At 57.2% G+C, this 16611-nt stretch carries 16 protein-coding genes; 13 read left to right on the top strand and 3 right to left on the bottom strand.

The features are described 5' to 3' along the window. Window positions 1-375: 375 nt before the first annotated feature. Entirely contained in the window at window positions 376-1329 is a 954-nt protein-coding gene (locus F3J31_RS21095) for a nickel/cobalt transporter (RefSeq protein ID WP_167215126.1), read from the top strand. Between the two features lie 33 nt (window positions 1330-1362). On the opposite strand, the gene proP is transcribed toward F3J31_RS21095, so the two are convergent. Next, window positions 1363-2865 carry a glycine betaine/L-proline transporter ProP gene (proP, locus tag F3J31_RS21090; protein ID WP_024906762.1) on the bottom strand — a complete coding sequence of 501 codons (1503 nt, stop codon included), beginning with the start codon at window positions 2863-2865 and terminating at the stop codon, window positions 1363-1365. Between the two features lie 651 nt (window positions 2866-3516). Between proP and kdgT the strand changes: the two genes are divergently transcribed. Beyond that, a complete protein-coding gene (gene kdgT, locus F3J31_RS21085; RefSeq protein ID WP_045909208.1) occupies window positions 3517-4509 on the top strand; it encodes a 2-keto-3-deoxygluconate transporter in 993 nt (330 codons plus the stop codon). Window positions 4510-4573: 64 nt separating this feature from the next. Here the strand turns inward: kdgT and F3J31_RS21080 are convergent, their stop codons facing one another. Both F3J31_RS21080 and crfC read right to left on the bottom strand, forming a co-directional pair. After that, window positions 4574-5449, bottom strand: coding sequence for a diguanylate cyclase regulator RdcB family protein (locus F3J31_RS21080; protein ID WP_167215123.1), 876 nt, complete (start codon window positions 5447-5449; stop codon window positions 4574-4576). Continuing rightward, window positions 5446-7791, bottom strand: coding sequence for a clamp-binding protein CrfC (crfC, locus tag F3J31_RS21075; protein WP_167215120.1), 2346 nt, complete (start codon window positions 7789-7791; stop codon window positions 5446-5448). The genes F3J31_RS21080 and crfC overlap by 4 nt, the downstream gene beginning before the upstream one ends. Before the next feature lie 594 nt (window positions 7792-8385). Here crfC and F3J31_RS21070 point away from each other — a divergent pair. The 11 genes from F3J31_RS21070 (at window position 8386) to phnK (ending at window position 16561) form a co-directional block, all read left to right on the top strand. Then, entirely contained in the window at window positions 8386-8721 is a 336-nt protein-coding gene (locus F3J31_RS21070) for a zinc ribbon domain-containing protein YjdM (protein WP_008500067.1), read from the top strand. Between the two features lie 80 nt (window positions 8722-8801). Beyond that, complete coding sequence (gene yjdN / locus F3J31_RS21065) at window positions 8802-9242, top strand: VOC family metalloprotein YjdN (protein WP_048226493.1); 441 nt, start codon at window positions 8802-8804, stop codon at window positions 9240-9242. A gap of 173 nt (window positions 9243-9415) precedes the next feature. Next, a complete protein-coding gene (phnC, locus tag F3J31_RS21060; protein ID WP_167215118.1) occupies window positions 9416-10204 on the top strand; it encodes a phosphonate ABC transporter ATP-binding protein in 789 nt (262 codons plus the stop codon). A 24-nt stretch (window positions 10205-10228) separates the two neighbouring features. Next, window positions 10229-11245: a phosphonate ABC transporter substrate-binding protein gene (phnD, locus tag F3J31_RS21055; RefSeq protein WP_024906756.1), complete on the top strand. Its 1017-nt coding sequence runs from the start codon at window positions 10229-10231 to the stop codon at window positions 11243-11245. A gap of 102 nt (window positions 11246-11347) precedes the next feature. Continuing rightward, window positions 11348-12127: a phosphonate ABC transporter, permease protein PhnE gene (gene phnE / locus F3J31_RS21050; RefSeq protein WP_048226491.1), complete on the top strand. Its 780-nt coding sequence runs from the start codon at window positions 11348-11350 to the stop codon at window positions 12125-12127. Between the two features lie 20 nt (window positions 12128-12147). Next, the gene (gene phnF, locus F3J31_RS21045) at window positions 12148-12873 is read left to right on the top strand and encodes a phosphonate metabolism transcriptional regulator PhnF (RefSeq protein WP_023326523.1); all 726 of its coding nucleotides are present in this window, start codon (window positions 12148-12150) and stop codon (window positions 12871-12873) included. After that, window positions 12874-13326, top strand: a complete 453-nt coding sequence (phnG, locus tag F3J31_RS21040) for a phosphonate C-P lyase system protein PhnG (RefSeq protein ID WP_045909201.1) — start codon at window positions 12874-12876, stop codon at window positions 13324-13326. It begins immediately after the preceding gene. Then, window positions 13323-13907, top strand: a complete 585-nt coding sequence (phnH, locus tag F3J31_RS21035; protein WP_023345283.1) for a phosphonate C-P lyase system protein PhnH — start codon at window positions 13323-13325, stop codon at window positions 13905-13907. Before phnG ends, phnH begins: the two co-directional genes overlap by 4 nt. Further along, entirely contained in the window at window positions 13907-14971 is a 1065-nt protein-coding gene (locus tag F3J31_RS21030; RefSeq protein WP_048030274.1) for a carbon-phosphorus lyase complex subunit PhnI, read from the top strand. Before phnH ends, F3J31_RS21030 begins: the two co-directional genes overlap by 1 nt. Further along, complete coding sequence (locus F3J31_RS21025) at window positions 14964-15809, top strand: alpha-D-ribose 1-methylphosphonate 5-phosphate C-P-lyase PhnJ (RefSeq protein WP_032650644.1); 846 nt, start codon at window positions 14964-14966, stop codon at window positions 15807-15809. Before F3J31_RS21030 ends, F3J31_RS21025 begins: the two co-directional genes overlap by 8 nt. Then, window positions 15806-16561, top strand: coding sequence for a phosphonate C-P lyase system protein PhnK (gene phnK, locus F3J31_RS21020; RefSeq protein ID WP_167215115.1), 756 nt, complete (start codon window positions 15806-15808; stop codon window positions 16559-16561). The genes F3J31_RS21025 and phnK overlap by 4 nt, the downstream gene beginning before the upstream one ends. Window positions 16562-16611 lie beyond the last annotated feature (50 nt).

Here is a 16611-nt window from a genome sequence, read left to right as displayed (position 1 = left end):
TTGTCTGATAAATTGTTAAAGAGCAGTGCAACGCGGCTTTCGCTCACCGTTGCGAGGTGGCGTATATTACGCTTTCCTCTTTCAGAGTCAACCCGTTATTTCAGGATTTTTTCTCTTCAACCGACCGGGCTGTTTGTGAAGTGATTCACATCCGCCGTGTCGATGGAGGCGCATTATAGGGAGTTCCCGAACGACCGCAACCGAAAAGTTGCAAAAAAATGACTGACTGCTGCATTCCCCAGCAAAACCCCGCCTTATACCCTTTTATGCACAAAGTTATCCACAATCATGCACAGATCCGGACGCGATCCAACGAATTGAGCGGGAAGATCAACTATACTAGCGGCAAATACTCTCCTCTGTGCAGACCGCTTCATGACCACACAACGCCTCACCCGTGACTGGCGTCTCCCTACCGCAGGGTTGATGCTGCTGGCAATTCTCTTTGCCGGTTTTACCCTGCATACGCACTGGAACGCCTTTATCCAGTGGTGTCTTGCCACGCAAATTACCCTGCACCGTTATCTGGTGATGTACCTGCTGCAGCTGAATAACCACCAGTACAGCGGTGGGTTATGGCTGTTAACGGGGGCTTTCCTTTATGGTGTCCTTCACGCCATCGGACCCGGGCACGGAAAATTCATTGTGACGACCTATCTGACCACCAATAAGGAAAGCGAGCTGGCCGCCCGGGTCGTCCCCTTCCTGGGTAGCCTGATGCAGGGCGTCAGCGCCATTCTGTTTGTCTTTATTCTGGCGGTAGGGTTCAACCTCGCTTCAGGGGATATCAGTACCAGCCGCTGGTACGTGGAGAAGATCAGCGCAGTGCTTATTGGCGCATTCGGCGCATTTGTCATTTACCAGGCGCTGAAGAGTCTGCGCCCGCGCAGGATGTCTGTCTCTGCCATTAAGCCGCTTCATCAGCACGACGAACACTGTGGCTGCGGCCATCACGGCGTAGGTACAGATCTGACGCAGGGCGACTGGAAAACCCGTCTGGGCGTGATTCTGGCAATTGGGGCACGCCCGTGCAGCGGGGCGATCATGATTCTGATGTTTTCGAACGCGCTGGGCATTGTTACCTGGGGAGTGGCCGCAGTCATGACCATGTCTCTGGGAACCGCGCTCTCTATTGTGGGGCTTTCCCTGGCTGTACGGTACGCCCGCGAACGTACGGTGACCTGGTTCAGAGAAAGCGCCTCATTAAGCTGGCTGGTGCCGGCAGTCAAAATAGCCGGAGGGATAGTCCTGATCCTGTTCGCGACGGTGCTATTCCTGACGGTGATCCCCATCAGTGCCAATGGCGACTACATCGCCGCCGGATGCTAATAAAAGAAAACCCGCCGTTGGCGGGTTTCTTTATTACTCGTTGATGCGTGGATGCTGATCCACCAGTCGGGAGCGTTTTTTCTGCAGCTCTTCAATCTCGGCGTCAATATCCTCAATCTTCTGCTCTACATTATCGTAGTGCTCACGCAGGATCTCTTTCGCTTCCTGAATATCCGATGCCGCAGGCGTGGCGCCTTTCAGAGGACGATTCGCCGTCTCCTTCATGGTAATACCGGTAATCAAACCAATCACCGCGATCACCATCAGGTAATAAGCCGGCATCATCAGGTTCTGCGTGCTCTCCACCAGCGAGGCGGCAAGCGTCGGGGTCAGACCGGCAATCAGTACCGAGATGTTAAAGGCCGCGGCCAGCGCGCTATAGCGAATGTGGGTCGGGAACATCGCGGGTAGCGTTGAGGCCATCACCCCGATAAAGCAGTTAAGGATCACCGCCAGCATCAGCAGACCGGCAAAAATCAGCCCCAGCACATCGCTGTTAATCAGAATAAATGCCGGGATTGCCAGCGCAAACAGCGCAACGCTTCCCAGAATAATGAACGGTCGACGGCCAAAACGGTCACTCAACAGGCCCATAATCGGCTGCACAAACAGCATACCGACCATGATGGCGATAATAATCAGCACACCGTGATCTTCCGAGTAGTGCAGGTTATGCGACAGATAGCTCGGCATGTAGGTCAGCAGCATGTAGTAGGTCACGTTGGTCGAAATCACCAGACCAATACAGGTCAGCAGGCTGCGCCAGTGCTTAGTGGCAATCTCTTTGAACGATACCTTCGGACCATCCTGCAGCCCTTCACGGTCACCCTGTTCCAGCTTATCGACGTGCTGCTGGAACGCAGGCGTCTCTTCAAGCGCATGACGCAGGTAGAGACCAATGATCCCCAGCGGCAGTGCCAGGAAGAACGGGATACGCCAGCCCCAGTCGAGGAAGTTCGCTTCCCCCACTACGGTTGAAATCAGCACCACCACGCCCGCGCCCAGAACGAACCCGGCAATGGAGCCGAAGTCCAGCCAGCTTCCCATAAAGCCGCGCTTACGGTCGGGGGAATACTCGGCAACAAAGATCGAGGCGCCGGTATATTCACCGCCCACGGAGAAGCCCTGCGCCATCTTACAGATCAGCAGCAGAATCGGTGCCCAAATGCCGATGGTGGCGTAAGACGGGATAAGACCGATACAGAATGTACTGATCGACATAATGACGATGGTGATAGCCAGGATCTTCTGACGACCATATTTATCACCGAGCATACCGAAGAACAGACCACCCAGCGGGCGAATCAGGAAGGGGACGGAGAACGTACCCAGTGCGGCAATCATCTGCAGGCTGGGATCGGCCCCGGGGAAAAACACTTTACCTAACGCATAGGCCACAAAGCCGTAGACACCAAAATCGAACCATTCCATCGCATTACCGAGCGAGGCTGCGGTAATCGCTTTACGCAGTTTTGCGTCATCAATAATGGTGACGTCGCGAAGCGTGATGGGTTTAATCTTTTTCCTTCTCAGCATAGCTATCCTCGTTGACTCGGCCCTGTCTGTTTCACAGTCCAGTTTACGTTCTGTGAACCATGGGATCCGCTCCATGCGAATCGCCTTATTCAAGCGTAGCAGGTTTACTTACATTGACGTTTTACGTCGATACAACCGAACCTGTTGACGCCTGCCTGGGCAGTTAATGACCTTTTTACCCTACCAGCGTTTATATTTGTGATCAACTTCACACATATTTCAGCGTCAGGTCAACTCGTTCCCGGATTTGTCAATGAGTGCAAATAAGCACTTTCTCATCCCCGCCTTTAGAGCCACTTCACACACATCATGAGTTCTTTCTCAACAAAAAAAACAAACCACGTTTTCTCACATCCAATTTACATAAATTTTCATCATAAGGAAGCCATCGATGCTTTTACATTGAATATGTGACAAAGATAACTAAAACGATGTTTTATTTTCATTGAATCAATATTCCATTGATCGCATGATAAATCCGAATACAACGTTTCATGTGTTTTCCAATGAGGTCAATCGAGAGCACAATTTTATTTTCCTTGCAGGGTTATCGAGAAATACCCCTCAAGCAAAAACGCCAATCAATTGAATTTATTGACTAATTTTTAGCACCGATCGCCCGTCAGGCGGGGTCAGATGTGAGGATTGTCTATGAAGATTAAAGCCACGATAGAACGCATACCCGGCGGTATGATGCTGGTTCCGCTGGTACTGGGCGCCATCCTGAATACCCTTGCCCCTGATACCGGGGCTTATTTTGGCGGTTTCACAAAAGGCATGATAACGGGCACGGTTCCGATTCTTGCCGTCTGGTTTTTTTGTATCGGTGCATCCATTAATTTGCGGGCGACGGGTACCGTATTACGGAAATCCGGTACGCTGGTAATAACCAAAATAGCGGTAGCCTGGGCAGTAGCGATGATATGCGCGATGTTCATCCCGGAGACTGGAATTCAGACCGGGTTCTTCGCGGGATTATCGGTCCTGGCGATTGTCTCGGCGATGGATATGACTAACGGCGGATTGTACGCCAGCCTGATGAATCAGTACGGGACAAAAGAAGAGTCCGGCGCATTTGTGTTGATGTCTCTGGAGTCTGGCCCGCTGATGACGATGCTGATCCTGGGGTCTGCTGGCCTGGCCTCTTTTGAACCCCACCACTTTGTCGGCGCGATCCTGCCCTTCCTGATCGGCTTTGCCCTTGGCAATCTCGATCACGATCTGCGTGATTTCTTCAGCAAAGCCACGCCGGTGCTGATCCCGTTCTTCGGCTTCGCGCTGGGGAACACCATCAATCTGAAGGTTATCCTTGATACCGGCCTGCTGGGTATTGTGCTGGGTGTCGCCGTAATTATCATTACCGGTATCCCGCTAATCATTGCCGACCGCGCGATCGGCGGAGGAAACGGCACAGCGGGCGTCGCCGCCTCTTCAGCCGCAGGCGCTGCCGTCGCCAACCCGGTGATTATTGCCCAGATTAACCCGGCCTTCGAACCGGTGGCCGCTTCCGCGACGGCGCTGGTTGCGGCCAGCGTGATTGTCACCGCGATTCTGGTGCCGATCGTCACGGCGCTGTATGCGAAACGCTACGGGAATATGCAAGAGACCCAGCCTGAACCGAAACCAATTGAAATGAATCATTAACGCGCCGCACCAAACCATTCCCTCTCCCCCCGGGGAGAGGATCAAGGTGAGGGGAAGAAGGGATTCACCCAAAAATCTCTTCCACCATCCCGTCCACCAGCCGTTTTGCCGAACAGAGCCTCGGCATTCCCAGCGCGACGGTCTGCCAGTTTTGCGTCACTGACCAGCTCACCGGATGCTTATCCGCCTGACACCAGTCCCCCAGCCAGCCCAGCATGTCTTTATGATCGATCAATCCCGGCGAAGCCGGCGTTGTCAGCCACTGATGATAAAAATGGCGGGTCGTGGGGGAGGCATTGATGCCCTGCGCCAGATAGTTAGCCGCCATGCTGCGCAGGTTATCCTTAAGCATTGCCGCCACATCTTCGTTCGCGAGACGGCATGCGTCGCCAAATGCCCCCCAGCGCAGCTCCTCCAGGACGATAAAACAGCGCCCGGCCAGCGACCAGCCATCATAATGCCCGGCCCGCCAGCGGGTAAAAATTTGCTCGCTGTGTTCACCCGCCTGCACCGTCAGGCCGCGCTGGGTCAGCGCCTTTTCCTTATAGGCTGCGCGTTGGGTAAAATGAGACACGAGATCGGCGTACTGCTGCGTCAGTCCGGGGGACTGCAGGGTGCGCGGGTGAGTCTGCTGACGCAGCGCAATCAGCTTCTCTGCCATCAGCGTCAGCGCGAGATGACCCGGATCAAGCATGCTGGCCAGTTTTTCCGCCAGCCCCAGACGCAGCCCCGCATTTTCATTGAGCATCCCCGCCATCGCCCAGGGGCGTAGCCGGGTATGCGTCATGATTTCCTGCGTCAAACGCTCACGAAACTGCAGCTGCTGTGGTCCCAGGCGAGGATGACGCGCCGCGTCTCTCCCCTGCACCAGATCGACCATAAATTTTGGATTAATACACTCCAGCGTTCGCCCGGGGCCGTCCAGTAGTGGTGTTGTCATGGTTGCTCTGCCGCGAATAGGGTTTGAATATCATCGCGTAACAGTCGGGTATCTTCCTGTATCCACGTCGCAGTAGTGATGCTTTGCTTCAACAACTGGCAGAGCGCTCGGGTTGAGTGCTCATTTTGCTGACGCACTGCGAGGCTATCACGCAAGCTTTCCTGTAACCCGGTCAGGCACAACGAAAATTCTGCAAAGAACGTCGCCATTCCTGCCGTAACAGAGACATCGACCTGAGCGGACAAAGCTTTACGTATTTGTTCACAAAACTGATCAATATGTTGCTTAAATTTGTCATGTAGCTGCGCAATATCGATAACATACCGCGTGCGCGTTTCCACATACTCGTCCCAGCCCCAGCCTGGATTATTGAGCCAACGAGAGACCGTTTCACGCATGCTGCTCCCGCCGGAGGGAGGGACGGCCTGGCTGTCGTCCTGCGCAATCGCATCGTTGAACAGCGCCCGCGTATTAAAGTTAAGCTGGCTTGCCTGAAACGCCGGGAAGCTGATCCGCGCCCGAAAACCCGCATGGCTCAGATGCTCTTTAATACGCGTTTCGATGGGACGCATGGCTTCGTTCAGGGAGCGCGCCAGCGTGGACTCCAGCTGATCGAAGCGTAACGCCAGCTCCCGGCCGATCTTCGTCTGGGCATCCAGCATTACCTGCTCGCAGGAGGCGCGTAATTTACTCAGCGCAATCTGCGCCTGCCCTTCATCGTCCAGAACCAGCTGCTTCAGCACCTCACCGCGAAGGTTCGGCCGGTCGGTGCCTGGCAAATCAAGAATCGGGTGCGTGCTGAACACCAGGTCAATCTCATGGTGTAGCGCGGTTTTTTGGGAGCCGATAAAGTCCGCGGTAGCGCTCAGCGCTTCCTCAACCTCGTGTTTCACCTCATCGCTCACCACGCACTGACGCGTCTGCAAAAGCGCCATGTCCTCTTCCAGACGTGCGATATTCAACTCCAGCGCCTCAAAGGCCACCGTCAGCCCCTGATAGCGGAAATCGAGATACTCGCGGGCATTTTGCGCGTAGTTGAGCAGCTTATGCGAGGCTGAACGCAGCGCGTATAGCGAGGCATTGGCATAGGCTGCGTAAATCAGTTTGCGTATCGGTTGCTCGAAGAGCGAATCTTCCCAGAGCAAATCGGCAGAATGTCGGATATGGTCGATATCGTCCAGGTCCGCCGTACGCCAGCGACGTCCGAGTGCCGCTTCGGCAAAATCCTGCACCCAGGGTTGCTCCTGATGATCCGGCAGTTGCCCGTGCGTACTCAGCTCGTAGCGCGCGCGGTTCGCCAGATACGCCCACATGGACGAAACGGGATAAATCTGCCCAGGCGAAATATTGCCTTTCATTAAGGTGCCGGAGATCATCGCCCGGATTTGTTCTTCATCGTCGCTATTGCGATCTTTCTGATCGAATTTATTCACCAGCGCATACAGCGGCACCGATTTTCCCGCCGCGGAAATGGCCTGGCGGACTTCTTCATCAGAGATGGATTTAAGCTGGGTATAATCCATCACGGCCAGCACCGCCGATGCGCGAGAGAGTTGCTCGCTGAGCATTTTTTGCAGATGCGGCTGTCCGGCCTCGTTCGGCCCGGGTGTGTCGAGCAGCGTCAACTGCCCGAGGTGGGCATCCAGGCCCGCAAGATGCACGAACTCCACTTCAATGACCGGGATATGTTCGATAGCCGCATATTCCGAGAACGGAAACGCCACGCCCAGCGCCTGGGAAAGTCTCACCAGGTCATTGAGGCTTTTCAGACAATGAAATATCGGCTGCGCCCCCAGATGATGCTTCTCAAACGCTTCCCCTTTTTCAATGCGCTCCAGCAGCGTATTCATGTCTTTATCAATTTCCAGACGCTGGGCCAGCTTCCCGCGATCGTAATCGCATAGCTGTTTCTGAAGCAGTTGGATCAATTCATCAATCGGGGAGGCATGAGAGAAATGCAGCACCGGCTCCTTCTGGCCCGGCGTGTGGCGGATCAGCGTCGGCAGCGCCGTCATCGGACGATTGCGGTTCGGTAGCACTTCGGTACCCACAATCGCATTAATGGTGGTCGATTTTCCCGCTTTCATGGTGCCCACAATGGCCAGGACCATTTCCAGCCGGGTTATTTTCCGTAATTCATTATTCAGCATCGCCTGCTGCGCGTCGACGCCGCGCGCGCTAAAATGCAAAGGTAAAACGTTGTTCGTTTCGCCTGTAATAGCAGCCGCAGTGCTCTCCAGCATTGCAGTCGGCATTGATTTCAACGTATCAAGATTTTGCAGGGCAAGCTGTAACAAACGCTCCGCTTCCTGGCTTAATTCAAAAATGGTCTGTGTGTGCATGATAAAAGCCTTTCCTTAACGCAAATTTATTACTTTTATTAAGCCACTTGTTTTAATTATGTCGTTCAGGCTTATATGATCACGTGTGGAAAACATGTTCGCCGAAATATAACTGATTGAAGATAATCAGAAATAATTCACTATCCTTGCATGGCGTGTATAGCTTCTCTCCTGGCCCGTTAGCCAAAAGAAAAAAGCGTAGCCCATTTTTAAGAAACTTCAGGATATATCATCATTATTTATCCACCTAAAAAGAGAGGTAATGCGCCACTGCCATAAGATATGTAGGGCAGTGAAGTCCGGCGATAAATAACAATGTGTCGCTTCACCTTATCCGAAATGGCAGAGCGTAGCAATTTGCTGCAATAAAATATTCGATATATTTATCGTCATTTCTTCCCACCGTGTTAATGGGCGTAAGCATCGCTTAACTGACTGACAGAACGTGTCACTCCCGATACGCTTTTTGCCTTTTTTAATTCACAATATCACCGACAACGGTGTGGATTTGCGCTATACTTGCCGCCTTTTTCGGCACCCTGCCGTCATTTTGCTGGCACTTTCCAGCGCGTTTACACTTTTGAGGATACCGATATGTCACTTCCACACTGCCCAAAATGCAATTCTGAATACACCTATGAAGATAATGGCATGTTCATCTGCCCGGAATGCGCTCATGAATGGAATGATGCCGAGCCGGCTCAGGATGCTGATGCGCTCATCGTGAAAGATGCTAACGGCAATCTGCTGGCAGACGGTGACAGCGTTACCGTCGTTAAGGACCTGAAGGTGAAAGGCAGTTCTTCCATGCTGAAAATCGGCACCAAAGTGAAGAATATCCGTCTGGTTGAAGGCGATCATAATATCGACTGCAAAATTGACGGCTTCGGTCCGATGAAACTGAAATCTGAGTTCGTGAAAAAGAACTGATTTACCCGCCCGGTGGCGCTTCGCTTGCCGGGCTTTCGGGAACTACACTTAATGGGCTTTTCTTACGTGAGGTAAAGATTATGCCGTTAAGTCCCTACATCTCTTTCGCCGGCAACTGCGCTGAGGCCACCGCCTTCTACCAGCAAGCCGTCGGCGCAGAGCTTCTCTATAAAATTACCTTCGGCGAAATGCCAAAAAGCGATAACAGCGATGAAGGCTGTCCGTCCGGTATGCAATTTCCGGATTCGGCTATCGCCCATTCCAACGTCCGCATTGCGGGCAGCGATATCATGATGAGCGACGGGATGCCGCCTGGCAGCAACGCGCAGTACGCGGGCTTTACGCTGGTGCTCGACACCCAGGATGTCGATGAAGGCAAACGCTGGTTCGACAACCTTGCCGATGGCGGGAATATCGAAATGGCCTGGCAGGAAACCTTCTGGGCGCACGGTTTCGGTAAAGTCACCGACAAATACGGCGTGCCGTGGATGATTAACGTCGTCAAGCAACAAACGTCGTAGGCAGGACACGCGCAGCGCATCCGGCAACAGCGCCCGGTGGCGCTGCGCTGACCGGGCCTACGGTGATTGTCATCAAACTCCGCTCAACTCTTCAAACTCCCGCAACCTGCACTTAACCCGAATGTCACATTGATGCGCCAGCATGAGGCCACATTTATCGTGAGGCCCAGCACATGCAAACTGTCATCCGCGTCGAGAAACTGAGCAAGACCTTCAATCACAACAAGGCTCTGCATGCCGTTGATCTGACCGTCCGGCAGGGCGACATGGTGGCGCTTCTCGGGCCTTCCGGCTCGGGTAAATCCACCCTTCTGCGCCATTTGAGCGGGCTTATCACCGGCGATAAAACGCCGGAAAGCCACGTCGAGCTGCTGGGTAATACCGTACAGCGCGCGGGGCGTCTGGCGAGCGATATCCGCAAGAGCCGTGCCCAGACGGGCTACATCTTCCAGCAATTCAACCTGGTAAACCGCCTGACGGTGCTGGAGAACGTGCTGATTGGCGCGCTCGGCAGCACCCCGTTCTGGCGCACCTGTCTGCGCTGGTTCACCCCTTCCCAGAAGCAGGAAGCCTTACAGGCGCTGACCCGCGTCAGCATGGCGCACTTCGCCCACCAGCGCGTCTCCACCCTGTCCGGTGGACAACAGCAGCGCGTGGCGATTGCGCGCGCGCTGATGCAGAAAGCGCAAATCATTCTCGCTGACGAACCCATTGCCTCGCTGGACCCGGAGTCCGCCCGCATCGTGATGGAAACCCTGCGCGACATTAACCAGAACGACGGCATTACCGTGGTGGTCACGCTGCATCAGGTGGATTACGCCCTGCGCTATTGCGAACGCATCGTCGCCCTGCGTCAGGGACACGTGTTCTTTGATGGCGCGAGCCATCAGTTTGATAACGAACGTTTTGACCATCTCTACCGCAGCATTAACCGCGTCGAAGAGAACGCGCAGGCTGCTTAATTAAACCCGATCCGAGGAAAGTACATGAGCTACAAAGCCGTTGCCGCGCTGGCCTTTACCAGCATGTTCAGCCTCAGCACCCTGTTAAGCCCGGCGTATGCACAAGAGCAGGAAAAAGCGCTGAACTTCGGCATTATTTCGACGGAATCACAGCAAAACCTGAAACCTCAGTGGGAACCGTTCCTGAAAGATATGGAAACCAAACTGGGGATCAAAGTGAACGCCTTCTTCGCCCCGGACTACGCGGGCATCATCCAGGGGATGCGCTTTAACAAAGTGGACATCGCCTGGTACGGCAACCTCTCCGCCATGGAAGCGGTGGACCGCGCGAACGGCCAGGTCTTTGCCCAGACCGTCGCGGCAGATGGCTCCCCGGGCTACTGGAGCGTGCTGATCGTCAACAAAGACAGCCCAATCAACAACCTCAATGACATGCTCGCCAAACGCAAAGAGCTGACCTTCGGCAACGGCGATCCGAACTCTACCTCCGGCTACCTGGTCCCTGGCTACTACGTCTTCGCCAAAAATAACGCCTCCGCCAGCGACTTCAAGCGCACAGTGAACGCCAGCCATGAAACCAACGCACTGGCCGTGGCCAACAAGCAGGTGGATGTTGCCACCAACAACACCGAGAACCTCGACAAGCTGAAGACCTCCGCACCGGACAAGCTGAAAGAGATCAAGGTTATCTGGAAATCCCCGCTGATCCCCGGCGACCCGATCGTGTGGCGTAAAAACCTGTCCGAAAGCACCAAGGACAAGGTGTACGACTTCTTTATGACCTATGGCAAAACGCCGGAAGAGAAAGCAGTCCTCGAACGTCTGGGCTGGGCACCGTTCCGCCCGTCAAGCGACCTGCAGCTGGTCCCGATTCGCCAGCTGGCGCTGTTTAAAGAGATGCAGGGCGTGAAGGACAACAAAGGCCTGAAGGACGAGGAGAAGACCAGCAAAGTGGCCGCGATTCAGGCCCAGCTTGAAGACCTCGACCGCCTGACCGCCGCGCTCGGCGCGATGACGAGCGTGAATAAAGCGGTGCAGTAACGCTTTTCGCCCGGTGGCGCTGCGCTTACCGGGCCTACATTTTGGATCGTAGGCCGGATAAGCGTAGCGCCATCCGGCACACAAAGCCCCACGGAGCCAAACATGCAAACCATCACCCTCCCACCGCCAAAGCGCAGCTGGTTCTCGCTCATAAGCTGGGCCATCCTGCTGGCGGTGCTGGTTATCTCCTGGAAGGGCGCGGAAATGGATCCGCTGCTGCTCTTCAAAGACGCGGGCAACATGGCGACCTTCGCCGCCGACTTCTTCCCGCCGGACTTCAGCCAGTGGCAGGACTACCTCAGCGAAATGGCGGTCACCCTGCAAATCGCCGTCTGGGGCACCGCGCTGGCCGTTATTCTCTCTGTTCCGTTTGGCCTGATGAGCGCCGAAAACATCGTGCCGTGGTGGGTATACCAGCCCATGCGCCGCCTGATGGACGCCTGTCGAGCGATCAACGAAATGGTCTTTGCGATGCTGTTCGTGGTCGCCGTCGGCCTGGGTCCGTTTGCGGGCGTCATGGCGCTGTTCATCCACACCACCGGCGTGCTCTCCAAGCTGCTCTCCGAGGCGGTCGAAGCCATTGAGCCCGGTCCGGTGGAAGGCATTCGCGCGACCGGCGCCAACAAAATCGAAGAGATCCTCTACGGCGTTCTGCCACAGGTGATGCCGCTGCTGATCTCCTACTCCCTGTACCGCTTTGAGTCCAACGTCCGCTCCGCCACCGTCGTCGGCATGGTCGGCGCAGGCGGGATTGGCGTCACCCTGTGGGAAGCGATTCGCGGTTTCCAGTTCCAGCAAACCTGCGCCCTGATGGTGCTTATCATCGTCACCGTCAGCCTGCTGGATTTCCTCTCTCAACGTTTGCGTAAGCACTTCATCTGAGAAGCGAGGCTTTGTTTTCTATGCACTTATCCAGACATCCGACCAGTTACCCCACCCGCTGGCAAGAGATTGCGGCGAAGCTCGAAGTGGAGCTGCGCACGCACTACCGCTGCGGAGACTACCTTCCTGCCGAGCAGCAGCTTGCCGACCGCTATGAAGTGAACCGACACACCCTGCGCCGCGCCATTGACCAGCTGGTCGAGCGCGGCTGGGTCCAGCGCCGTCAGGGCGTAGGCGTGCTGGTGCTGATGCGTCCGTTCGACTACCCGCTTAACGCCCAGGCGCGCTTTAGCCAGAACCTGCTGGATCAGGGCAGCCACCCGACCAGCGAAAAGCTGCTCTCGGTCTTACGCCCGGCCTCCAGCCACGTGGCAGACGCGCTGGGTATTCAGGAGGGCGACAACGTCATCCACCTGCGCACCCTGCGCCGGGTCAACGGCGTCGCGGTGTGCCAGATAGACCACTACTTCGCGGATCTCACCCTCTGGCCCGTGCTGCAGAATTTCTCCAGCGGTTCGCTGCATGATTTTCTCCAGAATGCGACAGGCATTGCGCTGAAACGCACCCAGACGCGCATCAGCGCCCGCCGCGCGCAGGCGAAAGAGAGCAAAGTGCTCGAAATCCCCAATATGGCCCCGCTGCTCTGCGTGCGCACCCTCAACCACCGTGACGGCGAGATCGACGCGACGGAATACTCCGTCAGCCTGACCCGCGCCGACATGATCGAATTCACCATGGAGCACTGAATGCACTTCGACACCGCCACCCGACAGCGCTGGATGCGCGTGCTGGCCCACAGCCAGCCTGCTGCGCTGTCTGCCCGCATGAACGCCCTTAGCCTGGCCCCCGGGTACGACATCCTCCGCGCGCCGGAGATCGGCCTTGTGCAGATCCAGGCGCGCATGGGCGGCACCGGCGAGCGCTTTTTCGCCGGGGATGCCACCCTCACCCGCGCAGCGATCCGCCTGCACAGCGGCACGCTGGGCTACAGCTACGTGCTGGGGCGTGATAAAGCCCACGCCGAGCGCTGCGCGGTCATCGACGCGCTTTTACAGGAACCACCGCATTTCCAGACGCTGATGGAAACCCTTATTTCCCCGCTGGAGGCCGACCGCGCCGCACGTCTTGCCGCGCGTCAGGCCGAAGTGAATACCAGCCGGGTCGACTTCTTTACGCTCGTTCGCGGAGACAACGCATGACGCTTCAACCTGCTTTTACCCTGGCCGTCCAGGATGCCCAACACAGTTTTCGTCGCCTGCTGAAGGCCATGAGCGAGCCGGGCGTGATTGTCTCGCTGCACCAGCTCTCCCAGGGCTGGCTGCCGCTGAATCTGGCCACCACCAGCGTACTGCTGACCCTGGCCGACAACGATACCCCGGTATGGCTTTCGGGCGCCCTGTCGAACGACATCGCCAGCCAGAACCTGCGTTTTCACACCGGCGCTCCGCTGGTCGATCAGCCCCGGCAGGCGATCTTTGCCGTGGCCGACGAACAAATCAGCCATGAACAGCTGAATGCCCTGAGCGAAGGCACCGCCGTCGCCCCGGAAACCAGCGCCACGCTGATTTTGCAGGTCGCCAGCCTGAGCGGCGGCCGCATGCTGCGCCTGACCGGCGCAGGCATCGCCGACGAGCGCATGGTCGCGCCGCAGCTGCCGGAGTGCATCATTCACGAGCTGACCGAGCGCCCGCACCCGTTCCCGCTGGGCATTGACCTGATCCTGACCTGCGGCGAACGCCTGCTGGCCATCCCGCGGACCACCCACGTGGAGGTGTGCTGATGTACGTTGCCGTTAAAGGGGGCGAGAAGGCCATCGCCGCCGCCCATGCGCTGCAGGCGCACAGACGACGGGGCGATGAACAGCTGCCCGAGCTGAGCGTCGCCCAAATCGAGCAGCAGCTAAACCTCGCCGTAGACCGGGTAATGACCGAGGGCGGCATCGCCGACCGAGAACTGGCGGCGCTAGCCCTGAAGCAGGCCAGCGGTGATAACGTGGAAGCGATCTTCCTGCTGCGCGCCTACCGCACCACGCTGGCGAAACTGGCGGTCAGCGAGCCGGTGAACACGGCGGAGATGCGCCTGGAGCGCCGCATTTCTGCCGTTTATAAAGACATCCCGGGCGGCCAGCTGCTTGGCCCTACCTGTGACTACACCCATCGCCTGCTGGATTTTACCCTGCTGGCGAACGGCGAGACGTCGCCGCTCAGCACCTCTGACGCCGAACAGGAACCGTCCCCGCACGTCTTCAGCCTGCTGGCGAAACAAGGCCTGGCGAAGACGGAGGAAGATTCAGGCGCGCAGCCGGACGATATCACCCGCACGCCGCCGGTCTACCCCTGTTCACGCTCGTCCCGCCTGCAGCAGCTGATGCGCGGCGACGAAGGCTATCTGCTGGCGCTGGCCTACTCCACCCAGCGCGGCTACGGGCGTAACCATCCGTTTGCCGCCGAAATTCGCAGCGGCTACATCGACGTTGAAATCGTGCCGGAAGAGCTGGGGTTTGCGGTGAACGTCGGCGAACTGCTGATGACCGAATGCGAAATGGTGAACGGTTTTGTTGCCCCCGAAAATGAAGACCCGCACTTTACCCGCGGCTACGGGCTGGTGTTTGGCCTTGGCGAGCGCAAGGCGATGGCCATGGCGCTGGTCGACCGCGCCCTGCAGGCGCCGGACTACGGCGAACACATCGCGGGCCCGGCACAGGACGAAGAGTTCGTCCTGGCCCACGCGGATAACGTCGAGGCCGCGGGCTTCGTCTCGCACCTCAAGCTGCCGCACTACGTCGATTTCCAGGCCGAACTGGAACTGCTGAAACGCCTGCAACGGGAGCGCAAACATGGCTAACTTAAGCGGCTACAACTTTGCCTATCTGGATGAGCAAACCAAACGCATGATCCGCCGAGCGATACTTAAAGCGGTGGCGATCCCGGGCTATCAGGTGCCGTTCGGCGGCCGCGAAATGCCGATGCCCTACGGCTGGGGCACGGGCGGTATTCAGATCACCGCCAGCGTGATCGGCGAGGCGGACGTGCTGAAGGTCATCGACCAGGGCGCGGACGACACCACCAACGCCGTGTCGATCCGCAACTTCTTTCAGCGGGTAACGGGCGTCGCGACCACGGAAAAAACCGAAGACGCGACGCTGATCCAGACCCGCCACCGCATTCCGGAAACCCCGCTCGCTGAAGATCAGATTCTGATTTTCCAGGTGCCGATCCCGGAGCCGCTGCGCTTTATCGAGCCGCGCGAAACCGAAACCCGCACCATGCACGCCCTGGAAGAGTACGGGGTCATGCAGGTGAAGCTGTATGAGGATATCGCCCGCTTCGGCCATATCGCCACCACCTACGCCTACCCGGTGAAGGTCAACGGGCGCTACGTCATGGACCCGTCGCCGATCCCGAAATTCGATAACCCGAAGATGGACATGATGCCCGCCCTGCAGCTGTTCGGTGCCGGACGTGAAAAACGCATCTACGCCGTCCCGCCCTACACGCGTGTCGAAAGCCTGGATTTCGACGATCACCCGTTTACGGTGCAGGAGTGGGACGAGCCGTGCGCCATCTGCGGTTCCAAACACAGCTATCTGGATGAAGTGGTGCTGGATGACACGGGCAAACGGATGTTTGTCTGCTCCGACACCGATTTCTGCCGCCAACAGAGCGAGGCGAACGGCCAATGAAACCGCTGCTTTCGGTTAACAACCTGACCCACCTGTATGCGCCGGGCAAAGGCTTTAGCGACGTGTCGTTCGAGCTGTGGCCGGGCGAAGTGCTGGGGATTGTCGGCGAGTCCGGCTCAGGCAAAACCACCCTGCTGAAGTCCATCTCCGCGCGCCTGACGCCGCAACACGGCGAGATACTCTATCAGGGACACTCCCTCTACGGCATGAGCGAGGCCGAGCGCCGCCGCCTGCTGCGCACCGAGTGGGGCGTGGTGCATCAGCACCCGATGGACGGCCTGCGCCCTCAGGTCTCGGCGGGGGGAAATATCGGCGAACGCCTGATGGCCACCGGCGCGCGCCACTACGGCAATATCCGCTCTACGGCGCAACACTGGCTGGAAGAAGTGGAAATCCCCGCCTCGCGCATCGACGACCTGCCCACCACCTTCTCCGGCGGTATGCAGCAGCGCCTGCAGATCGCCCGCAACCTGGTCACGCACCCGAAGCTGGTATTTATGGATGAACCCACCGGCGGGCTGGACGTCTCGGTGCAGGCTCGTCTGCTCGACCTGCTGCGCGGCCTGGTGGTAGAGCTGAACCTGGCAGTGGTGATTGTCACCCACGATCTGGGCGTTGCGCGCCTGCTGGCGGACCGCCTGCTGGTGATGAAGCAGGGTCGGGTGGTGGAAAGTGGGTTAACCGACCGTGTGCTCGACGATCCCCACCATCCCTACACCCAGCTGCTGGTGTCGTCCGTGTTGCAGAACTGAGGTTGCTGCTGCCGGGTGGCGCTGCGCTTACCCGGCCTACGAATAGCGCA

The organism is Enterobacter sp. Acro-832 (assembly GCF_011752745.1).
Lineage (GTDB): Bacteria > Pseudomonadota > Gammaproteobacteria > Enterobacterales > Enterobacteriaceae > Enterobacter > Enterobacter quasiroggenkampii.
The sequence above is the reverse complement of the archived record's forward strand: the minus strand, read 5'-3'. Positions and strand labels throughout refer to the sequence as shown.

Bases quoted from the DNA above. Each gene is read 5' to 3' on its own strand.
- F3J31_RS21095 (WP_167215126.1), top strand. From the start codon at position 376: ATGACCACACAACGCCTCACCCGTGACTGGCGTCTCCCTACCGCAGGG.
- proP (WP_024906762.1), bottom strand. From the start codon at position 2,865: ATGCTGAGAAGGAAAAAGATTAAACCCATCACGCTTCGCGACGTCACC.
- kdgT (WP_045909208.1), top strand. From the start codon at position 3,517: ATGAAGATTAAAGCCACGATAGAACGCATACCCGGCGGTATGATGCTG.
- F3J31_RS21080 (WP_167215123.1), bottom strand. From the start codon at position 5,449: ATGACAACACCACTACTGGACGGCCCCGGGCGAACGCTGGAGTGTATT.
- crfC (WP_167215120.1), bottom strand. From the start codon at position 7,791: ATGCACACACAGACCATTTTTGAATTAAGCCAGGAAGCGGAGCGTTTG.
- F3J31_RS21070 (WP_008500067.1), top strand. From the start codon at position 8,386: ATGTCACTTCCACACTGCCCAAAATGCAATTCTGAATACACCTATGAA.
- yjdN (WP_048226493.1), top strand. From the start codon at position 8,802: ATGCCGTTAAGTCCCTACATCTCTTTCGCCGGCAACTGCGCTGAGGCC.
- phnC (WP_167215118.1), top strand. From the start codon at position 9,416: ATGCAAACTGTCATCCGCGTCGAGAAACTGAGCAAGACCTTCAATCAC.
- phnD (WP_024906756.1), top strand. From the start codon at position 10,229: ATGAGCTACAAAGCCGTTGCCGCGCTGGCCTTTACCAGCATGTTCAGC.
- phnE (WP_048226491.1), top strand. From the start codon at position 11,348: ATGCAAACCATCACCCTCCCACCGCCAAAGCGCAGCTGGTTCTCGCTC.
- phnF (WP_023326523.1), top strand. From the start codon at position 12,148: ATGCACTTATCCAGACATCCGACCAGTTACCCCACCCGCTGGCAAGAG.
- phnG (WP_045909201.1), top strand. From the start codon at position 12,874: ATGCACTTCGACACCGCCACCCGACAGCGCTGGATGCGCGTGCTGGCC.
- phnH (WP_023345283.1), top strand. From the start codon at position 13,323: ATGACGCTTCAACCTGCTTTTACCCTGGCCGTCCAGGATGCCCAACAC.
- F3J31_RS21030 (WP_048030274.1), top strand. From the start codon at position 13,907: ATGTACGTTGCCGTTAAAGGGGGCGAGAAGGCCATCGCCGCCGCCCAT.
- F3J31_RS21025 (WP_032650644.1), top strand. From the start codon at position 14,964: ATGGCTAACTTAAGCGGCTACAACTTTGCCTATCTGGATGAGCAAACC.
- phnK (WP_167215115.1), top strand. From the start codon at position 15,806: ATGAAACCGCTGCTTTCGGTTAACAACCTGACCCACCTGTATGCGCCG.